The organism is Peribacillus sp. FSL K6-1552, assembly GCF_038005205.1.
In the GTDB taxonomy this organism is placed as follows: Bacteria; Bacillota; Bacilli; order Bacillales; family DSM-1321; genus Peribacillus; species Peribacillus butanolivorans.
In genome coordinates this window covers 3,754,328-3,771,337 of record NZ_JBBOST010000001.1, presented here as the reverse complement: position 1 = coordinate 3,771,337, position 17,010 = coordinate 3,754,328, and the positions used below count along the sequence as shown (strand labels likewise).

The following is a 17,010-nucleotide window of genomic DNA, read 5'->3' as shown; positions in this document are numbered from 1 at the left end:
ATCTGCCTTGATCCATCGTACTGGACTAGGACGGAGGGATGAAACTTCTGATGTTATCAAAGAGATTGACTAAAAGGACAAGTGCTGTTTTGTTGACAATATGAGGCGTTTTTTGCCACTTATTGTAATGTAACAGATACTCTATTTAGTCAGTCTTTTTTTTGCGTATGAATGTATAGGCACCAGTTTTTAAAACGCTGATGTTTTCATCTCCTCCATCAAAAAGGAGGAAACGTAATGAAATTATCCGGAGATTTTTTGAAAATGAAACAAAATCACGAGAAAATTGTCATGCTTACGGCATATGATTATCCGTCAGCAAAGTTAGCCGAACAATCAGGTGTCGACATGATTTTAGTTGGCGATTCTTTAGGAATGGTTGTATTAGGTTATGACTCTACCATCCCTGTTACGGTTAATGACATGATTCATCATACAAAAGCAGTAAAACGTGGGGCCCCCGATACGTTTGTCGTGACAGACATGCCCTTCATGAGCTATCACCTTTCTTTAGATGAAACACTTAAAAATGCGGCTCGCATCATGCAGGAAGGCCATGCGGATGCTGTGAAGGTTGAAGGGGCAGATGACGTTGTCGAAAAAATCTCCGCATTAACAAAGGCTGGTATCCCCGTAATAGCTCATCTTGGCCTGACTCCGCAATCAGTCGGCGTGCTTGGTGGGTATAAAGTACAGGGAAAAGATGCCGAAGCAGCTGCACAGCTCGTTGAAGATGCGAAAAAATGTGAAGCGGCAGGAGCCATAGCGATAGTATTTGAGTGTGTACCATATCAAGTAGGAGAACTCGTCACACAAAACCTAGCAATTCCAACCATTGGAATTGGGGCAGGTGCTGAAACAGATGGTCAAGTCCTTGTTTATCACGATGTCATCAGTTATGGTGTTGAACGTGTTGCAAAATTTGTTAAAGTGTACGGAAATGCGAACGAACTAATAAGCAATTCGATTACAAGTTATGTGAATGACGTGAAAACTAAAGATTTTCCAACGAAAGAGCATACATTTACGATGAAGGAAGAGCAGCTTTCAGCTCTTTACGGGGGAAAAAAATGAAAACTTTTACTTCTGCAGCTGAATTACAACAAATAATCATTAAGGAAAAAAGCAATGACAAAAGTGTCGGCTATGTAGCGACAATGGGCTTCTTACATGAGGGACATGCCACCCTTTTAGAAAACGCTCGTAAAGAAAATGATATCGTTGTTTTAAGTATTTTTGTCAATCCGTTGCAGTTCGGACCAAATGAGGACTTTGAAACATACCCTCGTGATTTGGAACGTGATGAAAATGTCGCAGCCAATGCAGGCGTAGATTATCTTTTCTACCCAACTGTCAATGAAATGTACGGTGAAGAACCATCAGTCAAGGTTGTCGTCCAAAGCAGGACGGAATGTTTATGTGGTAGACAAAGACCAGGCCATTTCGATGGTGTAGCGACGGTCCTAACGAAATTCTTTAATATCATTCTTCCAGATAGAGCTTACTTCGGTAAGAAGGATGCACAGCAAGTCGCAGTAATAGATGGTTTGATCAAAGACTTTAATTTTCCAATTAAACTCGTAGCTGTCGATACCGTTCGTGAAGAAGATGGATTAGCAAAGAGCTCTCGAAACGTATATCTGCTAGATGATGAACGCATAGAAGCAAAAGAATTATACCAAAGCTTATTGAAGGCGATAGAAGTGATTAATACAGGGGAAAGAAATCCTAATACAATTACGGCGCTAGTAAGGGAACATGTAGAAGCCCATACAAATGGGAAAATAGATTATATTGAGGTTTATCAATATCCAGAGCTCAAGCCGATTGAAACATTATCAGGAAATATCATTATAGCAATGGCCGTGAAGTTTAAGAATGCAAGGCTAATTGATAATATTACATTGACAGTAGAATAAACCTACAGCTTAGGGGGAGTTTACATGTTTCGAACAATGATGAATGGAAAAATCCATCGCGCAAGGGTTACTGAAGCCAATTTGAATTATGTTGGCAGTATTACAATTGATGAAGACATAATTGACGCGGTAGGCATTCTGCCGAATGAAAAAGTAGCCATCGTCAATAATAATAATGGTGCACGCCTTGAAACGTATGTGATTGCAGGTGAACGGGGCAGCGGTGTTGTTTGTTTGAACGGAGCAGCAGCAAGACTAGTTCAGCCTGATGATATTGTGATTATCATATCTTATGTGATGATCGCTGAAGATAAGCTGAGTGATCATCAGCCTAAAGTTGCGATTATGAATGAAAATAACCAAATTGTTGAACTGATTTCAAACGAACCTGCAGCTACTATCATGTAAGCGGAAGGCCGGCTCTTATGCGCATGTATCATGCATATGTTGAGCCGGCCCTTTTCATTTGCTTAGAATTGTATTACCAGGATAGGGGTAGGGGTTGAAGTGGATTCAATTAATTAAACTTTTATTCGATAAACTGCGTGTTTCCTTTATTACGATTATTATGGTATAAAAAAGATAAGAGAATTCCATCAGGAAGTGGAGAAAGTGAAGTTTGAGGTGTACAATTCATGACACAACGATATGTAGTGGTCGATTTGGAAACAACAGGAAATTCTCCAAAAAAAGGAGACCGGATTATTCAATTTGCCGGCGTAGTCATCGAAAATGATCAAATTGTAGATGAATACTCAACGTTCATCCATCCTGGACAAGAAATTTCCTTGTTTATTGAAGAATTGACCGGAATAAGCAACGAGACGGTAAAGGATGCACCTGACTTTGAAGATGTCGCAGAAAATATTGCCCGGCTTATAGAAGGGGCTTGTTTTGTTGCCCATAATGTTTTATTTGACTTATCTTTTTTACAGGAAGAATTAGTACGCTGTGGATTGGAGCCTTTTTATGGTTCCACACTTGATACGGTAGAGTTAGCGAAAATTTTGAAACCGACATCCGATGGATATAAGCTACATCAGCTGGCCAAAGAAGAAAATCTAGATCATTCTCGGCCTCATCAAGCGGATAGCGATGCATATGCTACCGCTTTATTATTATTGGAATTGAAAAAAAAGCTCATGAATCTGCCGTTGATGACGCTTAAACAGTTATACCGCTTATCTTTTTCCTTACAAAGTGAAATTTCCGAATTGATAGATGCTTGTATTGCAAGCAAACTTACAAAAGCTGAAGTTCATTCACCTGAACTTATTACATTTAGAGGCCTTGCATTTAAAAAAGTCGACGAAGAAACTAATTATAAAGACAGAGAAGCAGAATTTCCGCAAGATGATGAGAAGAAAATGGCCATGCTACAAAATGCTTTTCCTGCTTTTGAAGCGAGAAACGGACAGCTGGAAATGATGAATATGATTCATCATTCCTTCGAATCCAGTCAAGACGCAATCATTGAAGCTGGAACTGGGATTGGGAAATCCTTAGGCTATCTGCTTCCTGCTGTTTATTTTGCGAGGAAACATCAAAAGCCCGTAGTCGTTTCGACGTATACGCTTCAGTTACAGGATCAACTTCTTCAAAACGAAGTTCCTAAGCTGAAAAAAATCCTTCCTTATTCTTTTCAAGCTGTATTGCTAAAGGGGAGAAGTAATTATTTGAGTTTGGCAAAGTTTGAACGGGCATTACGTGAAAAGGAAGATAATTACGAAACAGCATTAACAAAAATGCAAATATTAGTTTGGCTAACGGAAACGGAAACAGGAGATAAAGATGAATTAAATCTCACAAGTGGTGGACAACTTTTTTGGAATAGACTTCAAAGTGACGGGCTTACATATGTCGGTTTAAAACAACCATGGCTTGAATTGGACTTTTTTGAAAGAGCAAAAAGGACAGCGGGCAAAGCAGATATCATCATTACTAATCATTCCTTTTTAATGACTGATCTTCTTACAGAAGATGCCCTCATTCCAAAAAAAGGGTATTTAATTCTTGATGAAGCTCACCATTTGGAACAGGCTGCTTCTAAACAGCTTGGACGAAGACTTAATTATATTTCCGTGAAGACGGTGCTGAACAGACTAGGGACCACAGATCAAAAGCAATTATTATACAAACTTGAAAAATTGCTCTCAAACAACGGCTTGACGGAAGGTAAGTCCACGCATGACCTAGATCGAAAGCTTAATGACTTTGCCTATGAATTTGAACAACTTTTTTATTACATCTCCAACCAGGCCCAAAAACTATCTCATTCTGTGAGTCCGAAACGCCTCTCATTTAAGATAGATGACCATCGATGGAGTAAAGCGATTCTGGTTGCTGAACGGTTAGTAGACTTGCTAGGATCGATCATCATGGAACTGGAGAAAAGGTTGAGTCTTTTATTAAATAATGAGGCCACGTTAGGGAAAAATGCTTTATTTTATTTAAATGATATAGAAGTGCTTCTTGGACATTTGCAGGATACAAGGGATTCCTTACATGAATTTTTTATCAATCCACAAGAAGAAAATATTTATTGGCTTGATTATACAAATACAGCACCACAACATGGCGTGACATTGACAGTTCAGCCAATTGCAGGAAGTAAATGGTTGTGGGATTCCTATTTTGGACGCCAGAAAAGTGTGATCATGACATCGGCAACCCTCGTTGTGAAGGATTCATTTCAGTACTTTAAAGCGCAGCTTGGTTTAGATTCTGAACCAATACAGACCGCAAGATTTCCTTCCCCTTTTCGTTATAAGGAACTTGTGAAGGTGGTAGTTCCGAACGATATTCCGGATATTAATTGCTTATCAGTGGAGGAGTTCTCGGAATCAGCGGCAAACCATATTATTGCCGCTGCACAGGCAGCTAAAGGGAGAATGATGGTTTTGTTCACCTCGCATGAGATGCTGCGAGCAACCTATTTTTCCATCAAAGACTCAGGGGTACTAGATGAGTATACCTTGTTTGCACAGGGGATTTCTGGTGGAAGCCGAATGAGGTTACTCAGAAATTTTCAAAACTTCGAGAAAGCCGTCCTATTTGGAACAACTAGCCTATGGGAAGGTGTTGATATTCCAGGAGAGGATTTATCCTGCCTAATCATTGTCAGGCTGCCATTTTCACCACCGGATGAGCCGGTCACAGCTGCAAAATGCCAACTTCTCGAAAAGCAAGGCAGAAACGCCTTCTCTGCGTATTCTTTACCTGAAGCCTTGCTAAGGTTCCGCCAAGGATTCGGGAGGCTGATACGTACTCCTGAAGACAGAGGAGTCCTAGTTGTTCTGGACCGCCGCATTATCACCGCCAAATACGGTCTTGAATTTCAAAAGTCCATACCGGCCGTTGACTGGCATCAAGGCTCAATTAATGAGATGGTGGATATGATAGAAGAGTGGATTTAAAGAATCTTTAGATTATTCATAAATCCAATTGAATTTTTATGAAATAATAAAGAAAAATAACCTTCGAGCTGTTATAATGTGAAAGGTAGTAAAGCCTTCTAATCCTATTCATACCAGTGATTGTTGACAATTTTTAATTAAAATGGAGGGGCGTTTTCATGGAAAGTAAAATTGAAGTAATCTCGACAGTCAGGTTGCAAAATTCTCCTGATTTGTATAAGATTGTAGATTCTTTGAACCGGACGTTGAAAAAGGACGACTTAATGTTCGGACTTGCATTAGATTCAGAAAATCAAGAAAAAGCGATATTTACAATTTATCGTACATAGAAAGAGGGAAAAGCGGCTTTGAAAAAATGGTTGATTATTGCTTCTATCCTAGTCCTTTGTTTTATCGGATTTGTCGGCGGGGCATATATTAAAGCGTTGCAGCCTAAAAAAGAAGCTGGTAATGAGGCTTTTGAAAAGGCGAAGAAAGAGGGCGGCCTTGAAACCATGGAAGAGTTCTACCTTTATAATGGGCAGGATTCGTATTCTGTCATCATTGGTAAGGGAGAAAATGGGACTAAAAAAATAGTCTGGCTTCCTGAGGACGAGAAGAAAGAAATTGTAGTGGAAAACTATAAAGATGGTAAGTCAAAAAAAGAGATTTTAAGCATTGTTAATGAAAAGCTAAATCCTCAAAAAATCATTTCAGTAAAGCTTGGTATGGAAAAAAACGTTCCACTTTGGGAAGTAACATATCTTGATGAATCTGAGCGCTTTAATTATGATTATTATGATTTCAAAACAGGGGAATGGCTAAAGTATTATCGAAGCATTTAGAATGGAGGATTAATTTATTATGAAATTAGCTAACCGGGTTCAGGCATTAACGCCATCATCAACATTGGCAATCACAGCAAAAGCAAAAGAACTAAAAGCTCAAGGTCTTGATATAATTGGATTGGGGGCCGGTGAACCAGACTATAACACTCCTAAACATATTATTGATGCAGCCGTTCAATCGATGAATGAAGGGCAAACTAAATATACGCCATCAGCAGGTCTTCCAAAGTTAAAAGCGGCTATTGCTGCTAAATTAAAGCGTGATCAGGGTTTAGATTACAAGCCTTCTGAAATTATTGTTGGTTCAGGTGCTAAGCACGCTCTTTATACATTGTTTCAAGCAATTCTGGATGAAGAAGATGAAGTTATTGTTCCAATACCATATTGGGTAAGTTATCCAGAACAAATTAAACTTGCTGACGGAAAACCAGTATATGTTGTAGGCACTGAAGAAAATCAATATAAAATTACAAAAGAACAGTTAGAACAAGCAATTACTGAGAAAACGAAAGCAGTTATCATTAACTCTCCAAGCAATCCAACTGGTATGCTTTATTCTAGGGAAGAGTTAGCGGCTATCGGAGAAGTATGTTTAGCACATGACATCTTAATCGTTTCCGATGAAATTTACGAGAAATTGGTTTATGGAAATGCATCACATACATCGATTGCGGAGATTTCTCCTGAATTGAAAAAGCAAACAATCATCATTAATGGTGTTTCTAAATCACATTCAATGACAGGCTGGAGAATTGGTTATGCAGTAGGTGATGAGGCCATCATCAAAGCTATGACAAACCTTTCTAGCCACAGCACATCAAATCCTACGACAACTGCTCAGTACGGTGCAATTGCCGCTTATGAAGGTTCACAGGATCCTGTGGAAGAAATGCGCCAAGCATTTGAAGGTCGATTGAATACAATTTATGATAAATTAGTGGAAATTCCAGGCGTTAGCTGCATTAAACCACAAGGAGCATTTTACTTGTTCCCGAATGTTAAACGTGCGGTTGAATTAACTGGCTACAGCAATGTGGATGATTTTACTACTGCATTGTTAGAAGAAGCTCAGGTAGCAGTAATTCCAGGTTCAGGTTTTGGTGCTCCGGACAACATCAGACTATCTTACGCGACTTCATTGGAACTGCTTGAAGCGGCGGTTGAAAGAATCCATTCATTTGTTAAGTCAAAAATGGCTTAAATATTTTAAAACCTGCAGTCATTCCGCGTAAAAGTGGGTGTCAGCAGGTTTTTTTGTTTAATAAATATTTGAGTGGTACAGGATGTACTTTGGTTCCCTTTATAAAAGGATGTGACCAATTGTTTTAGATATATTGTGTGAAGTAGATTCAGATATTGATTAAAAAGATAATAAAAGTTATGCGTAATCGGTTCCTTCAAGATTATCTTTCAGAAGTTCAATTAACTAAAGAATTACAAAAGAATATGTATTTAAAGTCATGTTGATAGTTGCCAGGACTTTATCACGATAAGTAGTTATTAAAATAATGGCCAATTTTGCTGTTAGGTGTTATAAAAGTTAATACTATAAACCCAGAGCTAGAGATAAAGATGTGAATTAATAAATAGAAAGCGGGATTTGAAGCTCGTGAAAGGGTAAAGGATTATTTCTGGAACAAATTTTAAATGGTGGATTTTATATATGTGACAGTTCAATTGTCAACCCTTTTAAATAATATGTTTAGTCTATAAATTTTAAAAACAAAAGCTTGAAAATGACTATTGCATTTTGTATCAGCAAATACGTTAGTAAATAAGTAATCTAACAAGTACAAGGGCAATAAGTTATCAAAAAAAGTATGAATAAAAAGAATATAAATGAATTTTGGAACCTCTGATTTATGTGATTTATTTGCTTGTATGGAGGGCTATAGGTATAATAAGTAGAGTAAATTCCTTAGTAAGATAAGCTATTTTTGGAGGGAAATTCCGTGAAAATTACAATAAAAGAAGCTAGTAAATTTGTCAATCAAGAAGTGACCATTGGCGGCTGGCTTGCTAGCAAACGTTCCAGTGGGAAAATTGCTTTTCTTCAAATTCGTGATGGCTCTGGCTTCATACAAGGTGTGGTCGTGAAAGCAGATGTGGGCGAAGAAGTTTTCGCTCGTGCGAAAACGGTTACGCAAGAGACATCTATGTACGTTACAGGTGTCATTCAGAAGGATGAGCGCTCGCCGTTTGGATTTGAATTACAGGTAAAAGATATTGAAGTCATTCATGAATCAGTTGATTATCCGATTACTCCAAAAGCACATGGTCCTGAATTCTTAATGGATAACCGTCATTTATGGCTGCGTTCAAAACGTCAGCATGCTGTTATGAAAATTAGGAATGAAATCATTCGTGCTACCTATGAATTCTTTAATGAAGAAGGATTTGTTAAAGTCGATCCTCCAATTTTAACAGGAAGTGCTCCAGAGGGAACAAGTGAATTATTCGCGACGAAATATTTTGAAGAGGATGCATATCTTTCACAAAGCGGTCAGCTTTATATGGAAGCAGCAGCCATGGCATTAGGAAAAGTATTTTCTTTTGGTCCTACTTTCCGGGCAGAGAAATCCAAAACAAGACGTCATTTAATCGAGTTCTGGATGATTGAACCGGAAATGGCTTTCATTGAATTCAAAGAAAACCTGGAAGTTCAGGAGCAATTTGTCTCATCAATAATTCAGTCTGTATTGAAAAACTGTCAGCTTGAGTTGAATACACTAGGCCGTGACACAGCGAAGCTTGAACAAATTAAGGCTCCTTTCCCACGGATTACATATGATGAGGCAATTAAATTCCTGCATGAACAAGGCTTTGAAGATATCCAATGGGGTGATGATTTTGGAGCGCCTCACGAAACAGCAATAGCAGAGAGTTATGAAAAGCCAGTATTTATCACTCATTATCCAACTAAAATTAAACCTTTTTATATGCAGCCAGATCCTAACAGGGAAGAAGTCGTTCTTTGTGCCGATTTGATTGCTCCAGAAGGATATGGTGAAATTATCGGTGGTTCAGAGCGGATTCATGATCAAGAACTGCTTGAACAGAGAATTAAAGAGCATGGCTTGAGTGAAGATGCTTACAAATGGTATATGGAGTTAAGAAAATATGGCTCGGTACCGCATTCGGGCTTCGGTTTGGGCTTAGAACGGACAGTAGCATGGATTAGTGGAGTTGAACACGTCCGTGAAACTATTCCATTCCCACGCCTATTAAATCGATTATATCCTTGATTCCATGATAAAACGGTTATCTTGTCATATTTGGCAGATAACCGTTTTTTGTTAAAATTATAAGCTTATTCGTAAACCCTTATTCATGTTATACTTATTCAGAGGTGTCCATAACATGAATAAAGAACATTTATATGCGTGGTTTAAGGAAGGAACGATAACGATTCCATCCTTTTTGTTGACTAACTATAAGACAATGGGACTAAATGAACAAGAAATGGTCCTATTACTTCAATTGCAAAGTTTTATTGATAAAGATAATCCTTTTCCAGCACCATCCCAACTATCTGAACGAATGACATTACAAGAATCGGAATGTCTATTTTTAATCCAACGTTTGGTTCAAAGAGGGTTTGTTGAAATGTTGGTTGAAAGTAATCAAGAAATCGGCCAGGAAAAATATTCGCTGGCTCCGCTATATGAAAAAATGATGGACTGCTTCTTAAAGTCTTTGAAACAGGCTGAATCCGATGAGGTACAAAAAGCCGGGGAGAGTCTTTATACGATTTTTGAACAGGAGTTCGGGCGCCCATTATCTCCATTTGAATGTGAGACATTGGCAATGTGGATGGAAGATGATCATCAACCGGAAATTATTAAATCAGCTCTTAAGGAGGCTGTCATTTCTGGTAAATTGAATTTCCGTTACATTGACCGGATTTTATTTGAGTGGAAAAAGAATGGAATAAAAACGCTGGAACAAGCAAGGGAGCAAGGACAAAAATTTAGAGTGCATCAAAAAAGGGACCGGAAAATAGAGCCAACACAACCGATGAAAGATGTGCCCTTTTATAACTGGCTCGAGCAGTAATGTGAATTAAAGGAGAACGAACATGCTGAATAAAGCTCAAATTCGCTATTGTTTGGATACAATGGGTGAGATGTTTCCGGATGCCCATTGTGAGCTGAATCATTCCAATCCATTTGAATTGGTGATTGCTGTTGCCCTGTCAGCTCAATGTACGGATGTATTAGTCAATAAGGTTACTAAGGATCTATTTCAAAAATATAAAACGCCTGAGGATTACATTAGCGTCCCGATAGAGGAGTTGGAAAATGACATTCGCTCAATCGGGTTGTTTCGTAATAAGGCTAAGAATATCCAAAAGTTGTCACGAATGCTGATTGAGGAATACGACAGGGAAGTTCCACGAGATCGTGATGAGCTTACTAAATTACCTGGTGTCGGCCGAAAGACGGCCAATGTAGTCGTATCGGTCGCGTATGACGTGCCAGCGATTGCTGTTGATACCCATGTAGAGCGTGTTTCCAAGCGACTGGGATTATGTCGCTGGAAGGACAGTGTGCTCGAAGTTGAGAAAACATTAATGGTCAAGATACCAAAGGAAGAATGGTCTGTTACGCACCACAGGCTGATATTCTTTGGACGCTATCATTGCAAGGCCCAGTCACCAAGATGTGAAACCTGCCCGCTTCTAGAGCTGTGCCGTGAAGGGAAAAAAAGAATGAAAAGGATAGAGGTCAAATGACGCAATTGCTTTCATTAAGAGTGCCTGCTGAATTAAAACATCCTTTGTTTTTTTCTAATGAGGAAACCATCTTGGAAAAAGAAGACTATAATGAGTGGAATTGTTTGATTCAACTCGAGAATTTCCCATATGAGTTACTTTTTTATAATAAAGTAGAGTCTTATTTACCTTGGAAGGATGGAGATGGGCATGTCCCGGAACTACTGGAAAAGTGGAAGAAAATCGAAGCTGAATGCGGTCTGCTATTTTCAGAGAGAAAAGCGGGACAGGCTTTGGAACCTATGAAGCAGGGAATTGGTTTATTTTTATCGGCAGTCTATTGGATGCATGGAATGCCAGTTGTAATGAGTGCCTGGCAGGGACAGATAAAGGACTTCACTTATATTCCAGTAAATTTGGTTGAAAGGCTTTCTTTTATCCTTGCAAGACCTGCTTTTTTTCATTCGTATAGGCAGCTCAGTGAATTGTTTAGGGAATTTGAAAAACAATATGTAAAGTCTAGAATTAAAAAATAAGAACCATAAAAAAACGTCTAAGCTTAAAGCTTAGACGTTTTTTGGTTGTTAGTCTTTATTTTCTTTATCTGGGTCTGGAGTGGGGTCAGGAGTCTCGACTGGTTTTTCTGGTTTATTCTCCTCTACTGTTCCAGATTCAGTATCTCCTTCATCAACAACGTCTTCGTCGTCTTTGTTGCCACTTCCATCATCGATGTTTCCATCGTTATTGCCGTTGCCATTTTCGTTACCATTGCCGTTGTTGCCATTGCCATTGTTCTCGGTGTTGCCATTGCCGTTCTCCTCGCCTTGATTGTCTTTGCCTTGATTGTCCTCGCCTTCGGTTGGAGTTTCTTGTTCCAGATTTTCATCTTCGGCTGGTTTTTCAATATCTTCGTCTGTTTTCTCAGGTTCTTCCGCTTCTGCAGGAATTTCCACAGAGGTACTAGCAGGATCACTTTGTTGATTATCAACTCTAGCTACAACAGAGAAAGTATATTTACTTCCAGGGGTTGGATTTGGAATCGTCAAGCTAGTATCCTTAGATTTTTTCAGCACACTTTGAGCTCCGCCATCAACAGACACGTTGACTTCGAATTGCGGATCCCCATCACTTTGAGGATATGACCATGATAACTGAATTTCATTGCTTTCTTGATTATAGGAAGCGTTGATACTAGGTGAGTCCATTTTCTTATATTCTGTAGTCACTTGTGTTGGCTCGTGCCCTTTAACATAATATTCATAAGTGATTTTATCACTTGGCGTATATTCATTGGCTTTAACAGCTGGATTTGAGCCTTTTATGATACCAACTTTTACTACACTGTCTGGTTGTTCGAAGTCTTTAGTTTCTTTTGATTGAGCCATATGTTCCATTAAATTCTTAAATATTGCTTTTGGAATTCTTTGAGATGAATCACCCAGATATTCCATTTGCTCACCTGAAGCATTATCATAACCAGCCCATACTGCGACTGTATAATTTGAAGTGTAACCCGCCATCCAGCTATCTTTTACACCGGAGGAAGGAATGTTATTCGCTGCACGCTGTTCAGGCGTGAAATTGGTTGACCCTGTTTTTCCGGCTACCGGGAGATTAGGTATATTGGCTAACCTTCCTGTTCCATAAGGTTCTTTCATGACGCTTTTCAGCATGTCCGTCACGATAAAAGCCGTTGAATCTTTCATTACAGGTTTCGTTTCCATTTTGTTTTTGATCGTAGTTTTATCACGTAAAACAATTTTTTTCACTGTATGCGGTTTGTTATAGATTCCGCTGTTACCGAATGTGCTGTATGCTCCGGCAAGTTCTAGTGTGGAAACATCTTTGCCACCGCCAATTGCAGCGGATTCGGTGATTTCCTTATCAAAAGGAATGCCCAGGTCTACAGCAAAATCACGTGCCCGGTCCAAGCCGACTGCTTGAAGCGTTTTTAAGGCAGGGATATTTAATGACCTTGCCAGTGCATCACGAGTCGTAACTGTACCATAATGGCGCCCGGAAGCATTTTTAAGCGGTGTTCCGTCACTGTAGGTATATTCCTCATCCTTGATTTGATGGTAGGTGGACCAATTTAAATATTCTACTGCAGGACCATAATCCAGAATTGGCTTAATGGTCGAACCAGGTGAACGCTTGGCATCCGTTGCATAATTCCAGCCGCGCTTAACAGTTGTATTCCTACCGCCGCCTACTGCTTTAATTTCACCCGATTGTGTATCAAGCAAGGTAAGGCCGGCTTGGAGGTCCTTACTTGGGTAATTGATGACTTCATCACTATTTAGCATTTTATAAACATATTCTTGGGCGTCTTTATCAATAGTCGTTTGTATTTCTAATCCATCTGTAAAGACGTTATAGTCTCCCATATCCCCGACTTCCTCAATTACTAAGTCGATAAACGCATCATAAGCTGTCGTGTCTATTTGACTCTTATCAACTTCTTGAAGTCCTTCAGCAATATCGATTTTTTGAGCATCTTTCATTTCCTTCTCGGATATATAACCATGTTTATTCATTAAATGAAGTACAATATCACGACGTTCTTTTGCACGTTCGGGATATTTATATGGATCATAACGGCTTGGACTTTGCGGTAATCCAACAAGCATGGCCGCTTCGTTTAATTTCAATTCACTTAAATCTTTTCCATAATATGTTTGAGATGCAGTCAAAATCCCATTTGCACGGTTTGCAAAGAAAATTTTATTAACATACATTTCAAAAATTTCTTCTTTTGTATACTTTCTTTCAAGCTGTATGGATAGCCACATTTCTTGGACTTTCCTTTTAATAGTTTTATCAGGCGTTAAATAAGAACGTTTGATAACTTGTTGGGTTAAAGTACTAGCACCCTCTGAGCCAAATCCATTTTTGACGTTGGCGATGACTGCGCTACCCAGACGTAAAAAATCAACCCCGTGATGTTGATAAAAGCGGGAATCTTCTGTTGCCAGGAAGGCCTCTTCTACAAGATCAGGTATATCTTCATAATTGACATAATCCCGGTTCTCTCTGCCAACCTCTGCCAGTAATTTACCATCTTCATCAAGAATTTTTGAAGTAACTGGATCTTTTAAAAGCTTTTCATCAAGTTTGGGAGCATCACTTATAAAGTAAGCTAATGCAGCACCTCCAGTGACTAAGCCGATAATTCCAATTGTAACGAGTATAAGAAAAATGCGCTTGAGCATACTTGCTGACTTTTTCGGCCCATTTTTTGGTGCCTTTTTCTGAGTCTGCCCCTGCTTTCGGCGTTCTTCTCTAGTATTATATTTTTCAGCCATTACAGCTAACCTGCCTTTCTAAAAAAAACTAAAAATTTTCTGCGATTAGTAAATCTACTACTTTAATATAGTCAATTCTCGGTTGAAAGCCAAGAGTAATCTTTTCTGAACTACTTTCGACCTCTTGGAGAGTAATAGATTTGCGTCCGCCGTCTTTCATTCTTTTCCAATAAAAACCTAGTTGTTCAGAACTCATTAAATATATATCATCCGTAGCAGAAAAACGGATGATTACAAATGCAATTCCGTCATGCTGAACGATGTGTTTCATATGTTCAATTTGATGGTCATGAAAATTCTTAAGAGGGAAGGAACTGCTGTTTTTCGTTTCCTTTGCCTCAAAATCAATGTACTTTCCTTTATAAACACCATTGTAATCGGTAGTCGATGCTTGTTTGAAGTATGCTTCTTTAATAACAGCAGCACTTCTTTTCGGGTAGTGAACATCGACAATTTGAATAGGTGTTGGTTTTTTATGAATGACGGCAATACCGTGTGCTAAATAATACTGATTGGTTTCATTCAAATCATCTTCTAATGTTTTTCCCCGGTTGCTATAACTGATTTTATTAAGTGGGCTTTTCTTTTCTTCCATTGCCTGCGGTACAAATCTTCGTCCGTTGGGATAATGAAATGCCACTTTTACCCCTCCTTTTTTTCACTTATCTATATTAGCAAAAAAAGAATCTAAAATGTGAATAAAAAGAATTGTTTCTTAGAACGATAGGATTTAAGTACAACACAATTGTCACATTTTATCCTTCTTGAAAGGTTGCGAGCATTAGAATGCGAATTCCAAAGACGGAAATGCAATTACTCTACTCCATAAAAGTTCAAACTGCAAAAGGGAATAGAGATAATATATCAAGAACTAAAGCATATGAACAATTTTTTAATGTTCATCCAGAAATCCAATGGTCCTTTTTGGCAGGTATGGTTTCCCGAAATGCAGGCTGGAATATGTGTGATCTTGAAGGGATTTGGTTTTCTCATTTACTTAGTTCTAAATACAGACTTCAATTATTCCTTACATATGAAGAAGCGAATTGGCGTATTTTCCAGGATGCTTATCCACAATTACTGCTCTATCATTATTCGACGAAGTATGGGCGTCCTTTGTTTCACTTATGTCATTATTTTTTTATTACCAAATTTATGACAAATCAATGGAAATCTTTTTGGAAACATAGAAATCACGAAAAATTAGTCACTGCTCTAATAATAAATGAACAAAATATCATTGAAAAACCGGTTATTAAAAAGCAATCTTTCGTATTTCATTCATTATTATTTTTGCTGCAGGACTGGATGCATTTTAGTACTGTATTATTTCCTACTTGCAATGGGAAATTGTATGGTTCGTCCGTTTCGCATTTTAGAAATATCGATGAAAGAATTAAATTGGGGAAAAAATTGGCTAATCTTTTATTTTCTAAGGAGTTGTTTCCGCTATTTCATGAATTTTCCTGCCGCACTGAGCCAACCGGAGCCCGCTTCGATTATGAACAATATCGAAAAAGGCCAAGGTACCACGAGACACCGATGCTGAGGGGAGTTTATCCAATCATCCATCATAAAGCAGAAAAGATAGAACAGTGGGATTCAAATAAAAAAATTAAAAAGGAGTGGTTTATAAAACCTAAATGGGAGGAAGACCCTATGTTGACCGACTGGTATGACCATAAACAAAAACAGCTACACACAGCCGTCATGGTCAAAAATTGGTTTTTTAATAAAATGACAAACAGGGAAGGCGTTGATTAAGCCTTCCCTGTTAATGGTGCTGCAAGTGTTACAGCCTTAGGTAGAGGGCCGGTTTTCTCCACTAAGTTTCGGATTTCCCGTTCCTGCCTTGTTGGTGGGCGGCTTTTGTCGTTTTTCGTTTTCTTTCTGTCTGCTTTCATTCGACTGCATAAAATTCACCTCCTGTCTGTATTTTTGTTTAAAACTCCATTCTTCATTCTGCCATTGTTGTCGAAGGTCCCAATAAATTAAGTGAATAGCACTTTCTTTGCCGATTCCCTTCTAGTTTTGTCAACGTTGAAGGGCTTTCTAATAAAAAAAAGAATAGTACAGGTAATGAATGGGAGGGGTCAGCATGGTCAATAATAGTGTCGCAACAGAGGAAATACTAAGGATGATAGCTGAGATCAGTACCAGTCTGGACTGTTTGGAAAATTCATATGGAGAAACTGTTAATACAGTAAGGTGTAAACTATGGGCAGAGCAGTATACATTAGTAAATGAAGCCCAGGAGGCCATTGAGAAAGCAGAAGATTATTGGATTAATACTGAAAAAGAAAACCTTTCCTATTCCATTACACTAGATAAATCCAAAAGGACGCACAAGATTTTAGCTGAAGTGCAGTTTTAAGCCAACAGGATTTCATTTTATAAGGAACTAGATTATACTATTGGAAACAAATGTGCGGAGGAATTTATTGTGCAAAAAGAAAATCTTCAAAGATTAACTGAACAATTATTGAATTATGCGGTTAAAGCAGATGATATATATGAAAATGTACGTAGGGAAGGAAAAGAAAAGGATTTCTTTTCTGAGGTTAAGCCGTTTGCAGATCAAGTCAGAACCATTTGTATGGAATGGGAAAGCGGAATGAAGGAGTGGATGAAAGAAACGGAGTTTAAACATCTTTTCCCCGAGCAAATTGAACAAACAGCACATAACCTTTCCGATGTAGCCGTTCAGGCATTTTTTCCAAAAACCAGTTACAAGCGATTTAAAAGTCATGTTCAATCGGTTGTGTTTATTCTTAATAATGTAAAATCAGAAATCGATCGGATATTATCATAAAAACACCTACACTATAT

The 17,010-nt window shown here is 38.4% G+C and carries 16 protein-coding genes; 14 read left to right on the top strand and 2 right to left on the bottom strand.

The genetic code is table 11. The features are described from left to right. Positions 1 to 237: 237 nt before the first annotated feature. From panB to NST21_RS17975, 11 genes are all read left to right on the top strand, one after another. Positions 238 to 1,074 (top strand): 3-methyl-2-oxobutanoate hydroxymethyltransferase, encoded by an 837-nt coding sequence (panB, locus tag NST21_RS18025; RefSeq protein WP_340890529.1) that lies wholly within the window; start codon positions 238 to 240, stop codon positions 1,072 to 1,074. Next, entirely contained in the window at positions 1,071 to 1,919 is an 849-nt protein-coding gene (panC, locus tag NST21_RS18020) for a pantoate--beta-alanine ligase (protein WP_056525016.1), read from the top strand. The genes panB and panC overlap by 4 nt, the downstream gene beginning before the upstream one ends. Positions 1,920 to 1,943: 24 nt before the next feature. After that, positions 1,944 to 2,327 carry an aspartate 1-decarboxylase gene (panD, locus tag NST21_RS18015; protein WP_340890528.1) on the top strand — a complete coding sequence of 128 codons (384 nt, stop codon included), beginning with the start codon at positions 1,944 to 1,946 and terminating at the stop codon, positions 2,325 to 2,327. Positions 2,328 to 2,554: 227 nt separating this feature from the next. After that, on the top strand, positions 2,555 to 5,335 hold the full coding sequence (dinG, locus tag NST21_RS18010) for an ATP-dependent DNA helicase DinG (protein WP_340890526.1): 2,781 nt from the start codon (positions 2,555 to 2,557) through the stop codon (positions 5,333 to 5,335). A 158-nt stretch (positions 5,336 to 5,493) separates the two neighbouring features. Further along, entirely contained in the window at positions 5,494 to 5,664 is a 171-nt protein-coding gene (locus tag NST21_RS18005; protein WP_082527552.1) for a YpmA family protein, read from the top strand. Positions 5,665 to 5,682: 18 nt separating this feature from the next. After that, positions 5,683 to 6,159: a cell wall elongation regulator TseB-like domain-containing protein gene (locus NST21_RS18000; RefSeq protein WP_056525010.1), complete on the top strand. Its 477-nt coding sequence runs from the start codon at positions 5,683 to 5,685 to the stop codon at positions 6,157 to 6,159. A 19-nt stretch (positions 6,160 to 6,178) separates the two neighbouring features. Continuing rightward, complete coding sequence (locus NST21_RS17995) at positions 6,179 to 7,363, top strand: pyridoxal phosphate-dependent aminotransferase (protein ID WP_056525007.1); 1,185 nt, start codon at positions 6,179 to 6,181, stop codon at positions 7,361 to 7,363. Positions 7,364 to 8,114: 751 nt separating this feature from the next. Beyond that, complete coding sequence (asnS, locus tag NST21_RS17990) at positions 8,115 to 9,407, top strand: asparagine--tRNA ligase (protein WP_053346747.1); 1,293 nt, start codon at positions 8,115 to 8,117, stop codon at positions 9,405 to 9,407. Positions 9,408 to 9,522: 115 nt separating this feature from the next. After that, on the top strand, positions 9,523 to 10,218 hold the full coding sequence (locus NST21_RS17985) for a DnaD domain-containing protein (protein ID WP_340890525.1): 696 nt from the start codon (positions 9,523 to 9,525) through the stop codon (positions 10,216 to 10,218). A 22-nt stretch (positions 10,219 to 10,240) separates the two neighbouring features. Then, the gene (gene nth, locus NST21_RS17980) at positions 10,241 to 10,897 is read left to right on the top strand and encodes an endonuclease III (protein ID WP_053346745.1); all 657 of its coding nucleotides are present in this window, start codon (positions 10,241 to 10,243) and stop codon (positions 10,895 to 10,897) included. Beyond that, a complete protein-coding gene (locus NST21_RS17975; protein ID WP_056525000.1) occupies positions 10,894 to 11,412 on the top strand; it encodes a YpoC family protein in 519 nt (172 codons plus the stop codon). The genes nth and NST21_RS17975 overlap by 4 nt, the downstream gene beginning before the upstream one ends. A gap of 48 nt (positions 11,413 to 11,460) precedes the next feature. Here the strand turns inward: NST21_RS17975 and NST21_RS17970 are convergent, their stop codons facing one another. Then, positions 11,461 to 14,181 (bottom strand): PBP1A family penicillin-binding protein, encoded by a 2,721-nt coding sequence (locus NST21_RS17970; RefSeq protein ID WP_340890524.1) that lies wholly within the window; start codon positions 14,179 to 14,181, stop codon positions 11,461 to 11,463. A 28-nt stretch (positions 14,182 to 14,209) separates the two neighbouring features. Beyond that, positions 14,210 to 14,821: a Holliday junction resolvase RecU gene (gene recU / locus NST21_RS17965; RefSeq protein WP_083450805.1), complete on the bottom strand. Its 612-nt coding sequence runs from the start codon at positions 14,819 to 14,821 to the stop codon at positions 14,210 to 14,212. A gap of 146 nt (positions 14,822 to 14,967) precedes the next feature. Between recU and NST21_RS17960 the strand changes: the two genes are divergently transcribed. From NST21_RS17960 to NST21_RS17950, 3 genes are all read left to right on the top strand, one after another. After that, positions 14,968 to 15,945 (top strand): DUF2515 family protein, encoded by a 978-nt coding sequence (locus tag NST21_RS17960; protein ID WP_340890522.1) that lies wholly within the window; start codon positions 14,968 to 14,970, stop codon positions 15,943 to 15,945. 334 nt (positions 15,946 to 16,279) lie between these two features. Further along, on the top strand, positions 16,280 to 16,555 hold the full coding sequence (locus NST21_RS17955) for a hypothetical protein (protein WP_340890520.1): 276 nt from the start codon (positions 16,280 to 16,282) through the stop codon (positions 16,553 to 16,555). A 69-nt stretch (positions 16,556 to 16,624) separates the two neighbouring features. Next, on the top strand, positions 16,625 to 16,993 hold the full coding sequence (locus tag NST21_RS17950; protein ID WP_162878644.1) for a YppE family protein: 369 nt from the start codon (positions 16,625 to 16,627) through the stop codon (positions 16,991 to 16,993). The last annotated feature ends 17 nt before the right edge of the window (positions 16,994 to 17,010 follow it).